This is a genomic window from Streptomyces smaragdinus (assembly GCF_009604385.1).
Lineage (GTDB): Bacteria > Actinomycetota > Actinomycetes > Streptomycetales > Streptomycetaceae > Streptomyces > Streptomyces smaragdinus.
Genome location: NZ_WEGJ01000037.1, coordinates 28,394 through 43,844, shown reverse-complemented (window position 1 = coordinate 43,844; position 15,451 = coordinate 28,394). Strand labels below are relative to the sequence as shown.

Here is a 15,451-nt window from a genome sequence, read left to right as displayed (position 1 = left end):
GGGCCGCTTCAGCCGCTGAACCGCCCGGCCAGCGAGCGGGCCAGCTCCTGGGCCTTTCCCTGCAGCTCAGCGGCGTCCGGGAGCAGCGTCGGGTCGTTCGTCGACTGCCCGTACTCCACCGTCACGACCACGTTCGCCGTGCGGAAAATCACGGTCACGTCCCTGCGGACCCCCGCGTCGGCCGAGCCCACGCGCTCGTCCAGGAACGCCTCGTCGCCCGGCTCCTCCAGCACCCGCGGCGCCAGCAGCTCCGCGTCCGCGGCCGGGCTGCCGGTCCCGCCGCCCGGCGGCGTCGCGGCCGGGGAGGACTCCTCCGTCTGCGGGGACGTGCCGCCCTCGTCCGGGAGGTCGCGGGCCAGGACGCCGTGCTCCTGCGCCTTGCGCTGGAAGACCTGGGTGGCGCGTACGTCGTCGCTGACCTCGGGGTCGTAGCTGACGACCCGTTCGAAGTCGATACGCAGCCGGCGGCTGCCGTCCACCGACGCCCGCTGCCAGGTGCAGCCCACCCGGCGGTCGGTGTCGAAGGTCAGCGCGGGCTCGCCGCCGAGGAGGGCCTCCTCGCGGGCCTTGCTCGACGCGGAGTTCTTGGTGTCCGACCCGTCGTCCGCCGCCGGCTTCGGCAGCAGCGACAGCAGCCGGTTCCGTTCGACGGCCACGCAGGGCTCGGGCAGCGAGCGGTACTTCCCGGACGGCACGGTCGAGGACGAGGACGCGCCGCTCGTCTTGGCGTCCAGCCCGAGATCCTCGCCGTCCGACCCGGTGCAGCCGGTCAGCGCGACAGCCAGGACGGCCACCGCCGCCACCCCCGGCACGTACACCCCTCGCCGCACGGGCGCTCCTTCCATCGCGGTCGGTGTCCGGGAGCGACCCGGACGCCGGGAAATCATGTTGCCGCCGAGAGGCGGCCGATGCCCACAATGTTTATCGCACGTGTTGCCGCTCGCGCCCTTCGGGTATCCGAACTCGGGCGATCTGGCGGCGTATTTCCGTTTTCTTCTGAATCACCGATTTTATCGGCCCGACGACCATTCGGGCCTACTGGGGGAGACATGTCGTACACCGAAGTCCCCGGCGCGAAGGTGCCGATCCGGATGTGGACCGACCCGGCCACCGTGGACGAGGGCGCCCTGCGCCAGCTGCAGAACACCGCGACCCTGCCGTGGATCAAGGGCCTCGCCGTGATGCCCGACGTCCACTACGGCAAGGGCGCCACGGTCGGCTCCGTGATCGCCATGCACGGCGCGGTCTGCCCGGCGGCGGTCGGCGTCGACATCGGCTGCGGGATGTCCGCGGTCCGGACGTCGCTGACGGCGAACGATCTGCCGGGGGATCTGTCGAAGCTGCGGTCGCGGATCGAGCAGGCGATTCCGGTGGGGCGGGGGATGCACCGCGAGCCGGTCGACCCGTCGGATCTGTACGGGATGCCGGCGGCCGGGTGGGACGGCTTCTGGGGCGGCTTCGACGCGCTCGCGGAGGACGTACACGCGCGGCGTGAGCGGGCGGGACAGCAGATGGGGACGCTGGGCTCGGGGAACCACTTCGTAGAGGTATGCACCGATACGACCGGTTCGGTGTGGCTGATGCTGCACTCCGGTTCGCGCAACATCGGCAAGGAGCTCGCGGACCACCACATCGGTGTCGCCCGGGCCCTCCCGCACAACCAGGACCTCGTCGACCGCGACCTCGCGGTGTTCGTCTCGGACACCCCCGAGATGGCCGCGTACCGCCGCGACCTGTTCTGGGCGCAGGACTACGCCAAGCGCAACCGCGCGGTAATGATGGCGCTGCTGCAGGACGTGGTGCGCAAGGAGTTCAAGAAGGCGAAGCCCACGTTCGAGCAGGTCATCTCCTGCCACCACAACTATGTGGCGGAGGAGCGCTACGACGGTATGGACCTGCTGGTCACCCGCAAGGGCGCGATCCGGGCCGGCTCCGGCGAGTACGGGATCATCCCGGGCTCCATGGGCACCGGTTCGTACATCGTGAAGGGCCTCGGCAACACCGCGGCCTTCAACTCCGCCTCGCACGGCGCAGGTCGCCGGATGAGCCGCAACGAGGCGAAGAAGCGCTTCTCGGCGAAGGACCTGGAGGTGCAGACGCAGGGCGTCGAGTGCCGCAAGGACTCGGGCGTGGTCGACGAGATCCCGGCCGCGTACAAGCCGATCGAGCAGGTCATCGAGCAGCAGCGGGATCTCGTCGAGGTGGTCGCCAAGCTCAAGCAGGTCGTCTGCGTGAAGGGCTGAGCTGGTCAGCCCTCCCGGTGGACCTTGTGGTTCGCCGCCTGGGCGCGGGGGCGGACGATCAGCAGGTCGATGTTGACGTGCGAGGGGCGGGTCAGGGTCCAGGTGATCGTGTCCGCGATGTCGTCCGCCGTCAGGGGGGACTTCACGCCCGCGTAGACCGCGTCCGCCTTCGTCTCGTCGCCGCGCATGCGGGTGAGGGCGAAGCCCTCCGTCTTCACCATGCCGGGGGCGATCTCGATCACGCGGATCGGCTCGCCGCACAGCTCCAGGCGGAGGGTGGTGGCGATGGTGTGGGCGGCGTGCTTCGCCGCGACGTAGCCGCCGCCGCCCTCGTACGTGCCGTGGCCGGCCGTCGACGTGAGGATCAGCACCGTGCCGTCGCCGGAGGCGCGCAGGGCCGGGAGCAGGGCCTGCGTCATGTGCAGCACGCCGAGGACGTTCACCTCGTACATCGCGCGCCAGTCGGCGGGGTCGCCGTCCGCGACCGGCTCCGTGCCCAGGGCGCCGCCGGCGTTGTTGACCAGGGCGTCGCAGCGGTCGAGGGAGGCCGCGAAGGCATCGACGGCGGCGCGGTCCGTGACGTCCAGGGCGTGGGCCTCCGCCTGATGGCCGGCCGCGGTGAGCTCGGCGGCCAGGGTCTCGACGCGGTCCTTGCGGCGGGCGGTGAGGACGACCCGGTAGCCCGCCCCCGCGAGCTGCCGGGCGGTGGCCGCGCCGATGCCGCTGCTGGCTCCGGTGATCACGGCGGTGCGGGCGGCGGTCATACGGGCTCCTCTGTTCGATGGCTCTGACCTCAGAATAGTTCGGGGGTTCCGCTCAACCTTTCCGGCCCCGGCGCGCTCGTACAGGGGTGTGGGACGAGGGCGGGAGGGCCGATGGGGCTGGACTTCGAGGAGTACGCGCGGGGGGCGCAGCGCCGGTTGTACCGGACGGCGTATCTGCTGTGCGGCGACCCGGAGAACGCGCGCGACCTGACGCAGAGCACCCTGGCGCGGCTGTTCCAGTACTGGCACCGGGCGAGCAGGGCGGACAACGTCGACGCGTACGCGTGCACGGTGCTCACCCGGCTGTACCTCACGGAGCGGCGGCGCGGGCTGCGGACGCTGCTCGCGCACCGGCGCATCGACCCGGCGCCCGCCCCGGAGCGGCCGGAGCTGCGGGTGACGCTGCTCGCGGCGCTGGCGGGGCTGCCGCCGCGGGCGCGGGCGATGGTCGTGCTGCGGTACTGGGACGACCTGAGCGTGGAGACCGTGGCGGGGCTGCTGGGGTGCAGTGCGTCGACGGTGAAGAGCCAGTGTTCGCGGGCGCTCGGCCGGCTGCGGGAGCAGTTGGGGGAGGGGGATTCGTGGTCCGGCCGGGGGGCCGCGGGGCAGCCCCGGAATCGGTGCGGTGGCAGGGCGGAGGGCTGAGGGATGGGTGAGCGGGACGCCGCGTTCGTACGGGGCGAGCTGGCGCGGGCGGTACGGGAGCTGCCGGGGTCGTACGACCTGGTGCCGGGAGCCGTGGCGCGCGGGCGGCGGCGCCGGGCGCGGGGGCGGGCCGGGATGGCGGCGGGGGCGGTGGGGCTGGTGGCGCTGGGGTGGTTCGCGGCGCCGGTGGTGCTGCCGGGGCGGGGGACGGTGGCGGTGGATTCCTCGGCGTTCCCGTCGGCTTCCCCGTCGGCGGTCCCGGAATCCTCCGTGGAGCCGGACGCCGAGTATCTGGCGATGACGGACGCCGAGCGGCAGCGGCTGGCGGTGTTCAAGGCGCAGGCGGCGCGGATCCTGGACGCGGAGCTGCCCGCCGGGATCGGGCGGCTGACGGCGGACGGGCGGACGGCGGCCACGTACACCGGGCGGGCCGGTGACCGGGCCTTCCCGGTGGTGTTCTACGTGCGCCCGCGCGAGGAGGGGACCGGGCCGCCGTGCCGGGACTCCCCGGAGACGGGGCTCACCTGTGAGCGGCTGACGCTGCCGGGCGGCATCGGGGCGAAGTTCTTCGGCGGCCCCGACCCCGACGGGCTGACGGTACGGGCCGTCGAGTTCCGCTACGGCCGTAGCGAGGTGCGCCTCGCGCTGAACCCGGACGTCGCGGCGAAGGCACCGGCCCCGGTCACGGTGGCGCAGCTGCGGGCGGCGGTGTCGGCCCCGGCGTTCCTGGACCTGGTGCGCGGGGCGGACGCGGAGCCCGTCATGACGGAGTGGCCGTGACCCGTCACCCCCGCGGCGCGTACATGATCACGCCCACCCCCGCCAGGCAGATCACCGCCCCGAGCACGTCGAAGCGGTCCGGCCGGTAGCCGTCGGCGACCATCCCCCAGGCCAGGGAGCCGGCCACGAACACCCCGCCGTACGCGGCGAGGATCCGCCCGAACTGGGCGTCGGGCTGGAGGGTCGCGACGAACCCGTACACCCCGAGGGCGAGCAGTCCGGCGCCGATCCACACCCAGCCGCGGTGTTCGCGTACGCCCTGCCAGACCAGCCAGGCGCCGCCGATCTCGAAGAGAGCGGCGGCGACGAACAGGGCGATGGACCGGGCGACGGACATGACCGCCAGGGTATGCGGGACTACCGCCGCCGCTCCCCGGCCCACTCCATCACCGCCCGCTCCAGGTCGGCGGTGGCGGGGGCGTCGGAGGCCCAGGCGATGTAGCCGTCGGGGCGGACGAGCAGCGCCTGCGGGTTCTCGTCGCGCCGGCCGATCCGTACGACCCGGTCCTCGCGGCCCTCGGCCGCCCCCGCGCCGTCGGCGCTGACCAGCACGAACTTCCCCTCCCGCAGCGCCTCGTAGAGCCGCCGCCCGTCGGCGAGGACCAGGTCGGGCGCCCGGTGGCCGGCCAGCTTGTGGGCGCCGTGGGGCGCCGGGTAGTGGTAGCCGAGGCCCGTGATCTGGCCCAGCGCCCGGTGCTGGGCCGGGCGGGAGTGGGAGACGACGGTCGCGGCGACGGTACGGACCGTACGCAGCATCCGGCTCTGCGCGCGGGCCATCCGGACGATGGCGCCGCTGCTGCGCAGCACGGCCTTCCCGACGGGGTGCCGCTCGGCCTGGTACGTGTCGAGGAGGGACTCCGGCGCCCAGCCGTTCAGCACCCCCGCCAGCTTCCAGCCGAGGTTCGCGGCGTCCTGCAGCCCGGTGTTCATGCCCTGGCCGCCGGCGGGGGAGTGGATGTGCGCGGCGTCGCCGGCGAGGAAGACGCGGCCGTCGCGGTACGCGGGGGCCTGGCGCTCGTCGCTGTGGAACCGGGAGATCCAGCGGGCGTCGCGCATGCCGTAGTCGGTGCCCAGGGCGCGGCGGGTGACCTCCTTGATCTCGTCGAGGTCGATGGGGGCGTCGTCGGGGACCTCGTGGCGGCGGTTCCAGCCCATCACCCGGTACCAGCCGTCGCCGAAGGAGGCGATCATCGCGAACGCGTCGTCGGCGCCGTTGACCGTGAGGACGTCCTCGGGCTTCTCGTCCAGGCGGACGTCGGCGAGGAAGAGGGACTTGATGACGGAGACGCCGGGGAAGGGCAGGCCGAGGGCGGCGCGGACGGCGCTGTGGTGGCCGTCGGTGCCGACGACGTACGCGGCGCGGCGGGTCTCGTCCCCGTTGATCTCGACGTCCACGCCGTCCGCGTCCTGGGTGAGGCCGGTGACCTCCGCCTCGTACACGAACTCGACGCCCAGCTCGCGGGCGCGGGCCTCGAGGACCTTCTCCACCTCGTACTGCGGGGTGATCAGGAGGTAGTTGTAGCGGCTGGGGATCGTCGCCAGGTCGAGGCTGAGGCGGCCGAAGAGCTGCAGGCCCGTGATGGTGCCGCCGGTGGCGGTCAGGGCGTCGGCGAGGCCGCGGGCGTCGAGCTGCTCCAGGGTGCGGGCGTGGACGCCGAAGGCGCGGGAGAGGTTGCTGATCTTGTGGGCGCGGCGCTCCAGGACCGTGACCTCGATCCCGGCGGCGGCGAGGTCACCGGCGAGGAGCAGTCCGGTGGGGCCGGAGCCGACGACGAGGGCGTTGCTGCGGGTGGTGCGGGGCTGGGCGTTCATGGCCGCCTCCTGGGCTACCGACTTCAGGTCAACGCTTGTTGGCAAAACGAACGTACCGCCGCCCCCGGGTGGAAGTCAACAGGTGTTGGCCTACACTTGTTGGCATGACGACCGCACCGCCCCCGCGCCGCTCCGACGCCACCCGCGCCAAGATCCTCGCCGCCGCCCGCGAGCGGTTCGCCGCCGACGGCTACGAGCGGGCGACCATCCGCGCCATCGCCCGGGACGCGGCCATCGACCCGTCGATGGTGATGCGCTACTACGGCAGCAAGGAGGGCCTGTTCGCCGCCGCGTCGGAGTTCGACCTCGCCCTCCCCGACCTGGCGCGGCTGCCCCGCGACGACGTCGGCCGGATCCTCGTCGGGCACTTCCTCGACCGCTGGGAGGCGGACGACGTCCTCACCGCGCTGCTGCGCGCCGGCGTCACCAACGCGGCGGCGGCCGAGCGGATGCGGGGCATCTTCCGCGACCAGCTGGGCCCGGTCGCCGCCGCGGTCTGCCCCGACCCGCGCGAGGTCCCCCGGCGGGCCGCGCTCGCGGCGTCGCAGGTCCTGGGCATGGCGATGGCCCGGTACGTGCTGCGGTTCCCGCCGGCGGTGGAGATGTCGCGCGCGGAGGTCGTGGGCTGGCTCGGGCCCACGCTGCAGCGCTATCTGACGGCGGAGTCGCTCTGATCCTTACGGGAGTCTCCCGCCTTCTGTCGGACCCGGATGGCAGTCTGGTGCGATGGCCGGCGCGCGCGTTCGTACGCGGCGCGAAAACTTTCCCGTACCGGGCCGATGAGTTCGCGGAACTCGGCCGGTCTGTACGGGTGAGGCGGTGACGACCGCCGGGGAGACGAGAGGCACACCGATGGCGCAGACCGAGGCACAGGCGGACTTCCCGCAGCTCGCCGACCCGTACCGGCGGGAGCTGCTGGCGCACTGCTATCGCATGCTGGGCTCGGTGCACGACGCCGAGGACCTGGTGCAGGAGACGTATCTGCGGGCCTGGCGGGCGTACGACAAGTTCGAGGGCCGCTCCAGCCTGCGCACCTGGCTGCACACGATCGCGACCCGCGCCTGCCTGACGGCGCTGGAGAGCCGGGGCAAGCGCCCGCTGCCCACAGGGCTCGGCGCCCCGTCGTCCTCCGCGAGCGACGAGCTCATCACGCAGGACGAGGTGCCGTGGCTGGAGCCCATCCCGGACACGATGATCGACGGCGGGGGCACGGCGGACCCGGCCTCGGTCGTCGGCTCCCGGGAGTCCGTACGGCTGGCGTTCATCGCCGCGCTGCAGCATCTGCCGCCCAAGCAGCGCGCGGTGCTGATCCTGCGGGACGTGCTGAAGTGGAAGGCCGCCGAGGTCGCCGAGCAGCTGGAGCTGACGACGGCCGCGGTGAACAGCGCGCTGCAGCGGGCGCACGCCGCCATGGGCAAGGCGGGGCTGACGGAGGAGTCCGTGCAGGAGCCGGACGACGCGGAGCAGCGGCGGCTGCTCGACTCGTGGATGGCGGCGTTCGAGGCGAAGGACATGCGGGCCATCGTGCGGCTGTTCACCGAGGACGCCGTCTGGGAGATGCCGCCGTTCATAGGCTGGTATCAGGGGCCGGAGACCATCGGGCAGCTCATAGACACCAGTTGCCCGGCGAAGGGGCCCGGCGACCAGCGGCTCGTCCCGACCACGGCCAACGGCCAGCCCGCGTTCGGGCTGTACATGATCGACCCGGAGACGGGGGACCACAAGGCGTTCCAGCTTCAGGTGCTGGACATCGTCGGCGGCAGGGTGCGGCACTGCGTGGCGTTCTTCGAGACCAGCCTGTTCGAGACGTTCGGCCTGCCCGCCGTTCTCCCCGCACAGCGATGAGCCGCGCCGACGCCGTGTCCACCGAGGTCCGCGCCGGGGTGAGTCTGCTGGAGCGGGCGGTCGGCTATCTCCTCGGGGTGCTGCCGCTGGTCACCGACGAGGAGCTGGACGCGGACACCCCGTGCCGGGACTGGGATCTGCGGCTGCTGCTGGCGCACGTACAGGATTCGCTGGACGCGCTGAACGAGGCCGTGGACGACGGACAGGTGACGGTCGCGCCGGATCCCGGTTCCTTCGCCGCCCCGGACGCGGGCGCGGAGCGGGCGGCGGGGGCGGTGCGGGAGTCGTGCCGGCGGCTGGTCGCGGCGTGGAGCCGGGCCGGCGGGGGCCACGAGGTGATCGACGTGGGCGGGCTGCGGCTGTCGGCGGCGATCGTGACGGGGACGGGGGCGATCGAGCTCGCGGTGCACGGCTGGGACATCGCCCGGGCGTGCGGCGCGGGCCGGCCGCTGCCGCCGGTGCTGGCGGAGGAACTGCTGGAGCTGGCCCCGCTGTTCGTCCACCCGGCGGACCGCCCGGGACGCTTCGCGCCGCCGCTGCCCGTGCCGGAGGACGCGGGGGTGAGCGAGCGGCTGCTGGGGTTCCTGGGGAGGCGTTCGTAGGGCCGCCTCCCCAGGGGCCCTACGGCTGGGGCGCGTCGAAGAGGGCGCTCACCGACTCCCCGTTGTGGATCCGGCGGATGGCCTCCGCCAGCGCCGGGCCGATGGACAGGATGCGGAGCTTCTCGGTGCGCTCCTCGTCCGGTACGGGGACGGTGTTGGTGCACACGATCTCCAGCACCTCCGGCGCGTCCCCGATCCGCTTCAGCGCGCCCGCGGCGAACAGCCCGTGCGTGCACGCCACCCGTACCGACGCGGCGCCCTGCTCGCGCAGCAGCCGCAGCAGCTCCACCACGGTGGAGCCCTTGGCGATCTCGTCGTCCAGGACGATCACGTCCTTACCGGCGACCTCCCCGATGACCGCGCTGATCCGCACCCGGTCGTCGGCGAAGCGCTGCTTGGCCCCCGCCGCCACGGGAATGCCCAGCAGCCGGGCGAAGTGCGCGGCCTCCTTGGCGTTGCCCAGGTCGGGGGAGACGGCCACCGCGTTGGACAGGTCGTAGTGGCGGAAGTGGGCGGCCAGCTCCCGCAGCGCGTGGAGATGGTCGACGGGTACGGAGAAGAAGCCGTGCACCTGCGGCGAGTGCAGCGTCATCGCCAGCACCCGGTTGGCGCCGGCGGTCGCCAGCAGATCGGCGACGAGGCGCCCGCCGATGGAGATCCGCGGGGCGTCCTTCTTGTCGGAGCGGGCGTAGGAGTAGTGGGGGAGGACGACGGTGATCCTGGACGCCGAGGCGCCGCGCGCGGCGTCCAGCATCAGCAGCAGCTCGACCAGGTGCTCCTGTACGGGCCGGACCAGCGGCTGGATCAGGAACACGTCCCGGCCGCGGCAGTTGGCCTGCAGCTGGACACCGAGACAGTCGTTGGCGAACCGGTCGACTTGGACGGGGAGGAGGGGCACGTCGAGGTGGGCGCAGACCTCGGCGGCGAGTTCGGGATGGGCGCTGCCGGAGAACACGGCGATATCTCGCACGAGTCGTTCCTTACGGAAGGTCGGGGGCGAAGCGTCTCCGAGCAGCGTAAAGCAGGCTTCCCGTTCACCTTCGAACGACGCCCCGGTTCACCGTACGTACCGCGAAGGCGGCGCCCCCAACGTCGCCGCGAAGTCCCGTGTGAGATGGGCCTGGTCGGCGTAGCCCAGGTCCGCCGCCAGCGCCGCCCAGTCGAGGTCCTCGCCGGAGTCCGCCCGCGCCGCCGCCTCGTGCAGCCGGGCCCGGCGCAGCGTCCACTTCGGGCTCACGCCCACGTACTCGGCGAACAGCCGCTGCAGCGCCCGCACCGACAGCCCCGTCGCCTCCGCCAGCCCCGACACGCGCACCAGCGACGGATCCCCCACCGCCAGCCCCACCGCCCGAGCCGCCCGCACCGCCGCCGGATCCGGCCCGCCGGGGGGCAGCAGCGGCGTCAGGAAGGCCTCCGCCGCCCGCGCCATCGCGGGGCCGTCCGCCAGCGCCAGGATCTCCTCCGCGCGCCGGTCCACCGCGTCCCCGAAGACCGACGCGGCGGGGATCCGCCGGTCCGTCAGCGCCCCCACCGGCCCGCCCGCGAAGGCCCGGAACGCCCCCGCGTGGAACCGCACGCCCAGCACCTGGCCCCGCCCCCGGAGCCGCCGCGTGAACAGGCCCCGGTCCACCCCGTACACCAGAGGGGCAGGCCGCTCGAAGACCAGATGCACATGAGGGTGAGGCAGCACCTGAGCCTCGAACACATCCCCGCCGGGCACATCCCACGCGACGTGCCAGTAGTACTCGACGTACGCGTCCACCGCGGCCCCCGGCGGATACGTCCGCAGCACCGCCACCCGCTCCTGCTCCCGCGGATGCAGCACACCCCGGGCCCGCTCACCACCCGCCACGCGATCCACCCTACGTCGCGTTTGTTCAAGACCGCCGGACCCCGCCGCACCTACTGTGACGTGCATGAACGAGATGCACCAGTACATGAAGGAATGCGCGGCGGAGGCCACCAGGATCGCCCGTGGAGTCCGCCCCGAGCAGCTGTCCGAGCCATCCCGCTGCACCGACTGGGACGTCCGGACCCTCGTCAACCACTGGGTCCTCTACAGCTCCCACGGCCTGGAGTGCCGCGCCCTGCGCCGCCCCATCCCCGACGAGCTGACGAAGCACGACTTCACCGCCGACCCCGACTGGGCGACGGCGTACGCCGCGCAGCTGGAGAAGGCGGTCGCCGCCTGGTCGGACCCGGCGGTATGGGAGGGCGACATCGACTCGGGCTTCGGCGTGGCCCCCGCCGCCCAGATGGCCGCGCTGATCGTCAAGGAGATGGCCGTCCACGGCTGGGACGTCGCCGCCGCCACGGGCCAGCCCGGCCCCGCCGTGTCCGCCGGGGCCGGTGCCGCGCTGCTGCGGGTCGTCGAGGAGAACGCCGAGCTCTACCGTCAGTACGACGGCTTCGCCGACCCGGTCGAAGCCCCGGCGGACGCCCCCGCGTTCGTCCGCGCGCTGGCCCTCTCGGGCCGCGACCCGCGCTGAGCCCACGCGATCAGGCCGAAGGCGACCAGATTCACCACCGTACGGACGTTGTTCCACCGCACCCACGGATCCTCGAAGTCCGCCCGCACCCGGGCCAGTCCGGCCGCGGAGGACGGCACCCCGGCGGCGTCCAGCGTGTCGTTCAGGGGCACGTTCAGCCCCATCGTCACCACCAGCACCACCGCGTACAGCCCCAGCGCCCCCAGGATCCACGGCAGCACACGGGTACGGCGGTGCGAGACGGCGGCGGCGATCAGCGCCGCCAGGGAGCCGAGGAAGATCAGCACGAACCACCCGTTGAGGATCGCCCGGTTGATCTCCCGCATCGTCACCACGAACGTCCGGTCGTCGGACCGGCCCAGGGCCGGCATCACCGCGTAGGAGAACGCGGCGTACAGGCCCGCGCTGAGCCCCGTCAGTACGGTGGCGGAGCTCAGCGCGACGTCCTTGAGTCTCATTTCCACGCCGCCCCGGCCCCGCGCACGTACGAGCCGAAGTCCCGCGGCTCCCGCCCGAGCGCCCGTCGCACCCCGTCCCGCGGCTCGACGTTGCGCCCGTCGAGCACCCGCGCGAACAGGTCGACAAACAGCGGCACGTACTCCGGCGGCAGGAACCGCCCCAGATACTCCCCGTACTCCCCGGACGACACCGGCGAATACCGCACCGGCCGCCCCGTCACCGCGGACAGCTCCGCGGCGATCTCCCCGAACGTCAGCGCCCGCGGCCCCGTCAGCTCGTACACCTGACCGGAGTGCCCGTCCTCCGTCAGCGCCGCCACCGCTGCGTCGGCGATGTCCTCCGCGTCGACGAACGGCTCCGGAACGTCCGCGGCCGGCAGCACCAGCTCGCCCGCCCGGACCGGCTCCAGCAGGAAGTCCTCGCTGAAGTTCTGCATGAACCACGAGCACTTGAGGATCGTCCAGTCGATCCCGGCCGACATGACGGCCCGCTCGGCCGGCTCCGTCTGTTCTTCCCCGCGCCCCGACAGCAGCACCAGCCGCCGCACGCCGCTCTCCGCCGCGACCTCGGCGAAGTCGCGGATCGCGGGCGCCGCCTCGGGGGCGGCGAGGTCGGGGTAGTAGACGAGGTACGCGGCGTCCACACCCTCCAGGGCCGGCTCCCAGGTGGCGGGCTCGTGCCAGTCGAACGGGATGTCCGCGGTGCGCGAGCCGACGCGGGTGGCGACACCGCGGGCGGTGAGGCGCTCGACGACGCGGCGGCCGGTCTTGCCGGTACCGCCGGTGACCAGGGTGATGTTCTTGCTCTCGTTGTCCGTCATGCCTCCAGTGAAGCCCCGGGAAGCTGGAGCATCCATGGCTCAGAAGCTCAACTCCATACGCGAGCGTCTACGTTGCGGGTTACGCTGCCTCCATGGACACCCTCGCCGGAATGCTGGAGGGCCCCCGCGCCCGCGACGCCTTCGTGATGCGCGCGACCCTGCGCCCGCCGTGGGGCATCCGCGTCGAGGACCACGCCCCGCTCGCCGTCGTCTCGGTCGTCGCGGGCGACTGCTGGGTCCTGTACGACGCCCCGGGGCCCGCCCCCGAACTCCTGCGCGCCGGTGACCTCGCGATCATGCGCGGCCCCGACCCGTACACCGTCGCCGACGATCCGACGACGCCCGTGCAGGTGCGCATCCTCCCCGGTCAGGAGTGCTTCACGCTCTCCGGGGAGCCGCTGCGGGAGACGATGAGCCTGGGCGTACGGTCCTGGGGCAATGCGGCCGACGGCGGTACGACGCTGCTGATCGGCGCGTACGAGAGCCCCAGCGAGCTCGGCCGCCGGCTGCTGGGCGCCCTGCCCCCGCTGATCGTGCTGCGCGCCGGCGACTGGGACAGCCCCCTCGTCCCGCTGCTCATGGCGGAGATCACCCGCGAGGAGCCCGGCCAGTCCGCGGTCCTCGACCGGCTGCTCGACCTCGTCCTGATCTCCGCCCTGCGCACCTGGTTCGCCCGCCCCGACGCCGGCGCCCCCGGCTGGTACGAGGCGCAGTCCGACCCGGTGATCGGCCGCGCCCTGCGCCTGCTGCACAACAACCCCGCCCACCCCTGGACGGTCGCCTCCCTCGCCGCGGCCCTCGGCGTCTCCCGCGCCGCCCTGGCCCGCCGCTTCACGGACCTGGTGGGCGAGCCCCCGATGGCGTACCTCACCGGCTGGCGCCTCGATCTGGCCGCCGACCTGCTGCGCGAACCGGACGCCACGGTCGGCTCGGTGGCCCGCAAGGTCGGCTACGGCACCGGCTTCGCGCTGAGCGCCGCGTTCAAACGGGTCCGGGGGATCAGCCCGCAGGAACACCGTGTGGCGACCGCGATGAGTTTCCGGGGGCCCGCCGGTCTATCCCGTTGACAGCAACGGACCGCTCACCGGACAGGACCCCTCATGACGAACACCCTCACCGCCGCCGCCCCGCTGACCCTCTCCCGCAAGGCCAACATCGCGGCCTGGACCGCGCAGATCGTGCTCGGCGTCTTCATGGTCGTCGCCAGCGGCGTCCCGAAGCTCTTTGGTGTCGCGGCCGCCACGGAGAGCTTCGACCTCATCGGGTACGGCGACTGGTTCATGTACTTCGCCGGCGTCTGCGAGGTCGCCGGCGGGATAGCGCTGGTCATTCCGCGTCTGGCGGGCCTGGCCGCGGCGGCGCTCACGGGGCTGATGATCGGCGCCGAGATCTTCACCTGGGCGTACCTCGACACGACGTACTGGTACACCCCGGTCATCCTCGGGGTGCTGTTCGCCGCCGTCGCGTACGTCCGCCGGGCGTCGATCGCCGCGCTGTGGCCGCGAAACCCGGGTGACAGTGAGGCGGCGGGAGCCTAGCCTCGTACGCATGAAGCGATACGCGGCACGGACGACGACGCCGGACACCGTCCCGGCGAAGCGCTGACGCTGCACGCAGCGACCTGACGAAGCCCCGGGGCGAGACGCCCCGGGGCTTTCGTCCGCGCCGGTGGCGCTCCCGCCCCTCCACCCCCGCGAGGAGCGACCACCATGCCCAAGGACCACCGCCGTCTCGGCCGCGAGCTCGACCTCTTCGGCACCGACCCGCTCATCGGCGCCGGACTCCCGTACTGGCTCCCCGCCGGCGCCGCCCTGCGCCAGGCGCTGGAGTCGTACATCGCCGGAGTCGAACACCGCGCGGGCTACCACCGCGTGTACTCACCCGTCCTCGCCAAACGCGAGCTGTACGAGATCTCCGGCCACTGGGAGCACTACGCCGACGACATGTTCCCGCCGATGGAGGTAGGGGGCGAGCAATTCGTCCTCCGCCCCAGCCTCTGCCCCCACCACGCCCTCATCTACCGCTCCCGCGAACACAGCTACCGCGAACTCCCCCTCCGTATCGCCGAGATCGGCGGCCAGCACCGCTCCGAGCTCTCCGGCGTCCTCGGCGGCCTCTCCCGCGTCCGCGCCATGCAGCTCAACGACGCCCACGTCTTCTGCGCCCCCGACCAGATCGAGGGCGAGGCCCTGGCCGCGCTGCGCCTGATCGAGCGGGCGTACGCCGACATGGGCGTCAAGCCCGCCCGCTACCGGCTGTCGCTGCCGGGGGAGGGCGGCAAGTACGTCGACAACCCGCCGATGTGGCGCCGGGCCGTCGCCGCCCTGCGCGGGGTGCTGGACGCGTCCGGGCCGGCCTACGAGGAGGCCGAGGGAGAGGCGGCGTTCTACGGGCCGAAGATCGACGTACAGGTCGAGGACGCGGGCGGGCGGGAGTTCACCCTCTCCACCGTGCAGGTCGACTTCCACCAGCCGGAGCGCTTCGGGCTGGAGTACACCGGCCCGGACGGCAAGGCGCACCGGCCGGTGATGGTGCACCGGGCGATCGTCGGGTCCATCGAGCGGGCGGTGGCGTATCTGATCGAGGCCCATCAGGGGCGTTTCCCGGGGTGGCTGGCGCCGGTGCAGGTGGCGGTGCTGCCGCTGGGGGAGGCGGCGGCCGGTGACTTCGTACAGCGGTGTCTGGACGCCGGGTTGCGGCCCGCGCTCCACGCCGCGGACCGGGGGACCCTGGGGGCGCGGGTCCGGGAGGCGCGGCTGGTGCCGTTCCAGGCGGTGATCGGGCCGCGGGAGGCGGCGTCGGGGCAGGTCGCGCTGCGGCTGCGGGACGGGCGGCGGCTCGATCCGATGCCGGTGGGGGAGGCGGTGGAGTTCGTACGGGAGGAGTGCCGGATCTGACGGGAATTGGTCCAGACCTTGACAGGTCCAGACCATTACGCTTGTCTCTCATGCCAACCCCCGTGGGACGTGACGGGCCCATGGGGACGGCAATC

18 protein-coding genes are annotated in these 15,451 nt (G+C 73.1%); 10 read left to right on the top strand and 8 right to left on the bottom strand.

The genetic code is table 11. From position 1 onward, the window contains the following. Positions 1–8: 8 nt before the first annotated feature. Positions 9–830: a DUF3558 domain-containing protein gene (locus tag SRB5_RS29430; RefSeq protein WP_323378692.1), complete on the bottom strand. Its 822-nt coding sequence runs from the start codon at positions 828–830 to the stop codon at positions 9–11. A 219-nt stretch (positions 831–1,049) separates the two neighbouring features. On the opposite strand from SRB5_RS29430, the gene SRB5_RS29425 reads away from it, so the two are divergent. After that, the gene (locus tag SRB5_RS29425; protein ID WP_153456499.1) at positions 1,050–2,243 is read left to right on the top strand and encodes an RtcB family protein; all 1,194 of its coding nucleotides are present in this window, start codon (positions 1,050–1,052) and stop codon (positions 2,241–2,243) included. Positions 2,244–2,248: 5 nt separating this feature from the next. On the opposite strand, the gene SRB5_RS29420 is transcribed toward SRB5_RS29425, so the two are convergent. Continuing rightward, complete coding sequence (locus tag SRB5_RS29420) at positions 2,249–3,007, bottom strand: SDR family NAD(P)-dependent oxidoreductase (RefSeq protein WP_153456498.1); 759 nt, start codon at positions 3,005–3,007, stop codon at positions 2,249–2,251. 111 nt (positions 3,008–3,118) lie between these two features. Between SRB5_RS29420 and SRB5_RS29415 the strand changes: the two genes are divergently transcribed. Next, positions 3,119–3,652 (top strand): SigE family RNA polymerase sigma factor, encoded by a 534-nt coding sequence (locus tag SRB5_RS29415; protein ID WP_153456497.1) that lies wholly within the window; start codon positions 3,119–3,121, stop codon positions 3,650–3,652. Positions 3,653–3,655: 3 nt separating this feature from the next. Continuing rightward, on the top strand, positions 3,656–4,432 hold the full coding sequence (locus tag SRB5_RS29410) for a hypothetical protein (RefSeq protein WP_153456496.1): 777 nt from the start codon (positions 3,656–3,658) through the stop codon (positions 4,430–4,432). Between the two features lie 4 nt (positions 4,433–4,436). On the opposite strand, the gene SRB5_RS29405 is transcribed toward SRB5_RS29410, so the two are convergent. Both SRB5_RS29405 and SRB5_RS29400 read right to left on the bottom strand, forming a co-directional pair. Next, positions 4,437–4,769 (bottom strand): YnfA family protein, encoded by a 333-nt coding sequence (locus SRB5_RS29405; RefSeq protein WP_153456495.1) that lies wholly within the window; start codon positions 4,767–4,769, stop codon positions 4,437–4,439. A gap of 20 nt (positions 4,770–4,789) precedes the next feature. Beyond that, positions 4,790–6,244 carry an FAD-dependent monooxygenase gene (locus SRB5_RS29400; RefSeq protein WP_153456494.1) on the bottom strand — a complete coding sequence of 485 codons (1,455 nt, stop codon included), beginning with the start codon at positions 6,242–6,244 and terminating at the stop codon, positions 4,790–4,792. Between the two features lie 104 nt (positions 6,245–6,348). Between SRB5_RS29400 and SRB5_RS29395 the strand changes: the two genes are divergently transcribed. From SRB5_RS29395 to SRB5_RS29385, 3 genes are all read left to right on the top strand, one after another. After that, positions 6,349–6,918, top strand: a complete 570-nt coding sequence (locus SRB5_RS29395; RefSeq protein ID WP_153456493.1) for a TetR/AcrR family transcriptional regulator — start codon at positions 6,349–6,351, stop codon at positions 6,916–6,918. A 145-nt stretch (positions 6,919–7,063) separates the two neighbouring features. Next, positions 7,064–8,089: a sigma-70 family RNA polymerase sigma factor gene (locus tag SRB5_RS29390; RefSeq protein ID WP_323378691.1), complete on the top strand. Its 1,026-nt coding sequence runs from the start codon at positions 7,064–7,066 to the stop codon at positions 8,087–8,089. Continuing rightward, positions 8,086–8,691, top strand: a complete 606-nt coding sequence (locus SRB5_RS29385; protein ID WP_153456491.1) for a TIGR03086 family metal-binding protein — start codon at positions 8,086–8,088, stop codon at positions 8,689–8,691. The genes SRB5_RS29390 and SRB5_RS29385 overlap by 4 nt, the downstream gene beginning before the upstream one ends. A 19-nt stretch (positions 8,692–8,710) precedes the next feature. On the opposite strand, the gene SRB5_RS29380 is transcribed toward SRB5_RS29385, so the two are convergent. Together SRB5_RS29380 and SRB5_RS29375 are read right to left on the bottom strand one after the other, a co-directional pair. Next, complete coding sequence (locus SRB5_RS29380; RefSeq protein ID WP_323378690.1) at positions 8,711–9,661, bottom strand: ribose-phosphate diphosphokinase; 951 nt, start codon at positions 9,659–9,661, stop codon at positions 8,711–8,713. Between the two features lie 87 nt (positions 9,662–9,748). Then, positions 9,749–10,543 (bottom strand): AraC family transcriptional regulator, encoded by a 795-nt coding sequence (locus tag SRB5_RS29375; protein WP_323378689.1) that lies wholly within the window; start codon positions 10,541–10,543, stop codon positions 9,749–9,751. 64 nt (positions 10,544–10,607) lie between these two features. On the opposite strand from SRB5_RS29375, the gene SRB5_RS29370 reads away from it, so the two are divergent. Then, entirely contained in the window at positions 10,608–11,180 is a 573-nt protein-coding gene (locus SRB5_RS29370) for a TIGR03086 family metal-binding protein (protein ID WP_153456488.1), read from the top strand. Here the strand turns inward: SRB5_RS29370 and SRB5_RS29365 are convergent. Together SRB5_RS29365 and SRB5_RS29360 are read right to left on the bottom strand one after the other, a co-directional pair. Further along, positions 11,087–11,638, bottom strand: a complete 552-nt coding sequence (locus SRB5_RS29365; RefSeq protein ID WP_153456487.1) for an anthrone oxygenase family protein — start codon at positions 11,636–11,638, stop codon at positions 11,087–11,089. The two genes, SRB5_RS29370 and SRB5_RS29365, sit on opposite strands and share 94 nt — an antisense overlap. Continuing rightward, positions 11,635–12,459: an NAD(P)H-binding protein gene (locus SRB5_RS29360; RefSeq protein WP_153456486.1), complete on the bottom strand. Its 825-nt coding sequence runs from the start codon at positions 12,457–12,459 to the stop codon at positions 11,635–11,637. Before SRB5_RS29360 ends, SRB5_RS29365 begins: the two co-directional genes overlap by 4 nt. A gap of 92 nt (positions 12,460–12,551) precedes the next feature. On the opposite strand from SRB5_RS29360, the gene SRB5_RS29355 reads away from it, so the two are divergent. The 3 genes from SRB5_RS29355 to thrS all read left to right on the top strand — a co-directional run bounded on the left by SRB5_RS29355 (position 12,552) and on the right by thrS (position 15,356). Beyond that, entirely contained in the window at positions 12,552–13,526 is a 975-nt protein-coding gene (locus SRB5_RS29355) for an AraC family transcriptional regulator (RefSeq protein WP_153456485.1), read from the top strand. A gap of 33 nt (positions 13,527–13,559) precedes the next feature. Continuing rightward, complete coding sequence (locus SRB5_RS29350; protein ID WP_153456484.1) at positions 13,560–13,997, top strand: DoxX family protein; 438 nt, start codon at positions 13,560–13,562, stop codon at positions 13,995–13,997. Positions 13,998–14,168: 171 nt separating this feature from the next. Continuing rightward, positions 14,169–15,356 (top strand): threonine--tRNA ligase, encoded by a 1,188-nt coding sequence (gene thrS, locus SRB5_RS29345; protein ID WP_153456483.1) that lies wholly within the window; start codon positions 14,169–14,171, stop codon positions 15,354–15,356. Positions 15,357–15,451 lie beyond the last annotated feature (95 nt).